This window comes from Longimicrobium sp., assembly GCA_036389795.1.
Lineage (GTDB): Bacteria > Gemmatimonadota > Gemmatimonadetes > Longimicrobiales > Longimicrobiaceae > Longimicrobium.
In genome coordinates this window covers 1-4311 of sequence record DASVWD010000273.1, presented here as the reverse complement: position 1 = coordinate 4311, position 4311 = coordinate 1, and the positions used below count along the sequence as shown (strand labels likewise).

Genomic DNA, 4311 nt, shown 5'->3' with positions numbered 1-4311 from the left:
TTCTGGTTCCGAACAGATTGGAATCACACAGAGGACACAGAGAACACGGAGGAACTGAAGACGCGATCGAAGTTTCTCTGTGTCCTCTGTGTGAGGCTTTATCAGAAAGCTGTACCCGAACGATGCTCTGCAAAGTGGTATCAGCCGCCCTCCGGCGCGAAGGCCTCCCGCCGCCCCCTACCGCTCCTCCGGCGCGATCCACTTGCTGGTGGCCGGCGGCTCGAACGCCGCGAAGCGGTCCAGCAGGCGCCCCGCGTCGGTGTCCTCCAGCGCCAGCGCGCGGTGGCGCGGCGGCACGAAGCCCTCGCGCACGGCCTGGTCGAAGAGCGCCAGCAGCGGGTCGAAGTACCCCTCCACGTTCAGCAGCCCGCACGGCTTGGGGATGATCCCGAGCTGGCTCCAGGTGAGCACCTCGCAGAACTCGTCCAGCGTCCCGTAGCCCCCGGGGAGCGCCACGAAGGCGTCGGCCAGGTCGTACATCAGCGCCTTGCGCTCGTGCATGGTGCCGACGACGTGCAGCTCGCTCAGGCCCCCGTGCGCCACCTCGCGCGCCACCAGGGCGTGCGGGATCACCCCGATGGCGTGCCCGCCCGCCGCCAGCACCGCGTCGGCCACGGCGCCCATGAGCCCCACGTGCCCGCCCCCGTACACCAGCGCCAGCCCGCGCTCGGCCAGCAGCGCCCCGAGCGATCGCGCCGCCTCGGCGTACGCCTCCCGCGTCCCGGGGTTCGACCCGCAGAACACGCACACCCTTCTGAGCTTCCCGTTCTCCATCACGACGGCAGGTTACAGGGGACAGGGACAGCCGGCAACCACTCCCGACCCGCACGAGCACCGTAAAGTCCACCCTCTCCCGAAATCGGGAGAGGGTTGCCGCTCCAGGGCGGCGGGTGAGGGCCCCCGCCGCCGCGACGACCCTGCCGACGCGCACGAGACCACCCGCCGACGCCGTTACGCACTCACGCACTTCCGCACTCACGCACTCACGCACTCGCACGTCGCACTTCGCACCCAGCACTTCGCACTCCCCCTCACCGCACCGCCCTCCACCTCCCCACCCCCGGCGGCCGCACCGGCTGCGGCAGCGCGGTCAGGTGCGCGATCACCGCGTCCAGGTCCACGACCCCCGTCCGCGCGGGACGGCTGCGGGTGAGCGCGGTGAAGCGGTCGCCGCCCCCCGCCACGAACTCGCTGAGGCCCAGCGTCACCCGGTCCGCCTCTCCCACCACGCGCCCGTCGTCGCGGCGGATCTCGCGGATGCGCGACCCCTGCGGCGCCGCCGGGTCGTAGTCGACCACCAGCCCGGAGACGTGCGCGTTCACCCGGCCGCGCTCGTCGAGCCCCGCCTCCAGCGCCTCGCGCAGCTGCGCGCCGGTCACCTCCAGCTTCACCAGCTCGTTCTGGAACGGCTGCAGCTCGTAGAGCATCCCCCAGGTGACGGTCCCCGCGGGCATGGCGCGGCGGATCGAGCCGTTGTTCACGATGGAGGCCTCGGCCCCCGTCGCCCGCCGGTGCGCGTCGGCCAGCAGGTTGCCCAGCGGGTACTCGCCCCGGTCGGGGTTCTCCATCGCCGCGGCGAAGCCCGCCACCGCGCGGTCCGCCAGCGGCCGCACGCGCTCGCTCCACTCCGCCACCACGCGCGCGACGCCCGTGTCGGGCGCCACCTCGTCGGCAAAGGGCGTGCGCACCGCGCGGTAGGCGACGCGCGTGGTCCCCCCGCGCCGCTCCAGGTCGGTGACGCCGTAGGCCGTCCCGTAGTTCAGCGGCTCCGACACCGGGACGCCCCCCGCGGCGGTGAGCACCCGCTTGTGGGTGTGCCCGCCCAGCACCAGGTCCACCAGCCCCGACAGCGAGGCGGCCGCCTCCAGCACCTCCCCCTCGCACCCGGCGGACTCCTCTTCGGGGGCGCTCCCCGGCTCGCGGCACTCCGCGCCCACGTGCATCACCGCCACCACGAAGTCGGCCCCCGCGGCGCGGGCCTCGCGCGCCGCCCGCGCCGCCGCCGGCGCCGCCGGACCGAAGCTGAGCCCCTCCACCCGCCCCGCCAGCACCACCTGGGGGGTGGCGGGGAGCGCGATCCCCACCACCGCCGTCCGCACTCCGCCCCGCTCCAGCATCACCCACCCCTTCGCCCACGCCGGCTGCGTGTCGGCGGCGGCCGCGTACAGGTTGGCCGCCAGCCAGGGGAAGCGGCTCTCGCGGATGCGCGCCCGGAGCGTGTCCTGCCCCCAGTCGAACTCGTGGTTCCCCAGCGCCGCCGCGTCGTACCCGGCCGCGTTGTGCGCCGCGACCGCCGCGCGCCCGAAGCTCAGGTTCGACACCACCGTCCCCTGCAGGTCGTCGCCCGACGAGAGCACCAGCGTGGGCCCCGCGAAGCGCGCCGCCGCGCTGTCGAAGTGCGCCGCCAGCACCGCCGCGCCCCCCACCTCGCGCCCCGCCGCCCAGCCGGGCCGCGCCGGGAGCAGGTGCCCGTGCACGTCGCTGGTGTGCACGATCCGCACGCGCTTCACCTCCCCGGGCGCGGGGGCGGCGGGCGGCGCCGCGCGCGCGCAGGCGGCGGCGACACAGAGCGCGAGGAGGGCGGCGGCCCGCCCGGGAACCGGAAGCACGGCGTTCGCTCGCATCGGGGTGCGGCTCGGGGATGTCGGCGGCGCGGCGGCGGGAAGGCCCCTGCACGGGCCGGGCCGGGTGCCGCGCGGGTGTGCGCTGCGTGATCGTTCTTGCGCCGCCCGCGCGCGCACCGCATTTTTTCCCGTCGCGGCCGGCAGCGCCGCGGCAGGGAAGATGGGCCGGGTCCGTCCCTCCCGCACCCCCGGTGCGCGCGCCTCGTCGGAGTCCCACCGTGGTCCCCGTCCGGCAACCTGGTCCCGGCAATCGGTCCCCGCATGGAAGCCGCGTGGCGCCACGCCGTCGTCCACCCGTCCCGTTCCGACCCTCGACCTCCTTCCGCGCACCCCGTTCCGCCGAAATTGAACGAAGTGGTTGCGCGCGCGTGCAGGAAAAGGCACCTTACGAGCCTCTTCGAGGTGCAGTTCCCACCCACCGTTCCCCAGCGATCCAGGAGACCCAGATGAGCACTCAGACCAGCAACGGCGGCGGCCGCCGCCCGCCTCCCTCGCCCGAGCGCCAGCGCGTCGACAAGGACGTCGGCGGCAGGCCGGTGCGCTCCGACTTCTACGGCGGCTTCGTGTCGCGGCTCCTCTTCCGGCAGGGCGGCAAGGAGCACGAGCTGTACAACCAGCAGACCGACGGCCCCTTCCCGTTCGTGCTCCCCGAGCCCGAGATGAAGCCCAAGGCCAAGAGCCTGTTCGAGTTCTGGGGGCCCGGCGGCGGCCGCGTCGCCTTCGAGATCGACGACCCGGGCGGGACCATCGAACAGATCGAGATCAAGCTGAAGAAGGCGGGCGCCGCCACGTCGGACCAGGCGGTGGTCGGGATGCAGGACGACGACGGCGGGACCATCATCATCGTCGAGTCGTCGACGATCTGCCCGCCGGCCTGCCCCTGATGAGCCGGGCCACCGCGCTCCTGCTGGCGCTGCAGCTCACCGGGTCGGCGCTGATGCTGACCTTCGGGCTGGCGTGCCTGCGGGTGGCGCGGCGGCCCGGGCTCACCCTGCGCGCGGGAGGGTGGTTCCTCACCGGGGCCACCTTCGCCGCGATCGGGGCCATCGCCACCTTCCAGAACGTCTGGGCGATCTGGGCCGTGGTCGAGGGCGCGGGCTCGGGCGTCTACCGTGCCTTCATGGCCGTCACCCCCGTGCTGAACACCCCCCGCAGCATCGCCACGGTGGGGTACTCGGCCGCGCTGGTGGCGCTGGTCTTCACGCGCCGCCCGTTCCCCGCGCCGCGGCAGGTGGCGGCGGGGCTGCTGGCGCTGCTCGCCGCCGGCGCGCTGCTGGGCTGGGCGCGGGTCGACCCCACCCGCCAGGACCTGCTGTGGCTGCTCGCGCTGCTCGACGCGACGTCGCTGCTGCTGCTGCTGGCGGCGCTGTACCGGGCGCTGGTGACCGACGCGTTCGACTACCTGCTGTGGGCGGCGATCGCCATCTACGCGGCGCGCGTGGCGATCACCTTCTACTTCTTCTCCATGATGACCCTCACTTCGTGGTGGAGGCCCAGCGCGCACCTGTCCCAGCTGGTCGCGGTCGTCTCCGGCCTGCTGATGATCGCCTGCACCCTGCACCGCATCGGGCTGGAGCGCGCCGGGCGCGAGGTCCCCACCTTCATGGGCCGCGTCGCCCGCTAGCGCAGCCGGCCCGCCGCAGGCGCGCAGACGAGGAGCGGCGGCGCGAATCCCGGTTCGCGCCGC

At 74.1% G+C, this 4311-nt stretch carries 4 protein-coding genes; 2 read left to right on the top strand and 2 right to left on the bottom strand.

From position 1 onward, the window contains the following. Nucleotides 1–177 precede the first annotated feature (177 nt). Together VF746_31095 and VF746_31090 are read right to left on the bottom strand one after the other, a co-directional pair. Nucleotides 178–744 carry a TIGR00730 family Rossman fold protein gene (locus VF746_31095; protein HEX8696907.1) on the bottom strand — a complete coding sequence of 189 codons (567 nt, stop codon included), beginning with the start codon at nucleotides 742–744 and terminating at the stop codon, nucleotides 178–180. Between the two features lie 287 nt (nucleotides 745–1031). Beyond that, nucleotides 1032–2624 (bottom strand): bifunctional UDP-sugar hydrolase/5'-nucleotidase, encoded by a 1593-nt coding sequence (locus tag VF746_31090; GenBank protein HEX8696906.1) that lies wholly within the window; start codon nucleotides 2622–2624, stop codon nucleotides 1032–1034. A gap of 446 nt (nucleotides 2625–3070) precedes the next feature. Here VF746_31090 and VF746_31085 point away from each other — a divergent pair, with 446 nt between their 5' ends. Together VF746_31085 and VF746_31080 are read left to right on the top strand one after the other, a co-directional pair. Continuing rightward, nucleotides 3071–3508, top strand: coding sequence for a hypothetical protein (locus VF746_31085; GenBank protein HEX8696905.1), 438 nt, complete (start codon nucleotides 3071–3073; stop codon nucleotides 3506–3508). Continuing rightward, the gene (locus tag VF746_31080; GenBank protein ID HEX8696904.1) at nucleotides 3508–4248 is read left to right on the top strand and encodes a hypothetical protein; all 741 of its coding nucleotides are present in this window, start codon (nucleotides 3508–3510) and stop codon (nucleotides 4246–4248) included. The genes VF746_31085 and VF746_31080 overlap by 1 nt, the downstream gene beginning before the upstream one ends. The last annotated feature ends 63 nt before the right edge of the window (nucleotides 4249–4311 follow it).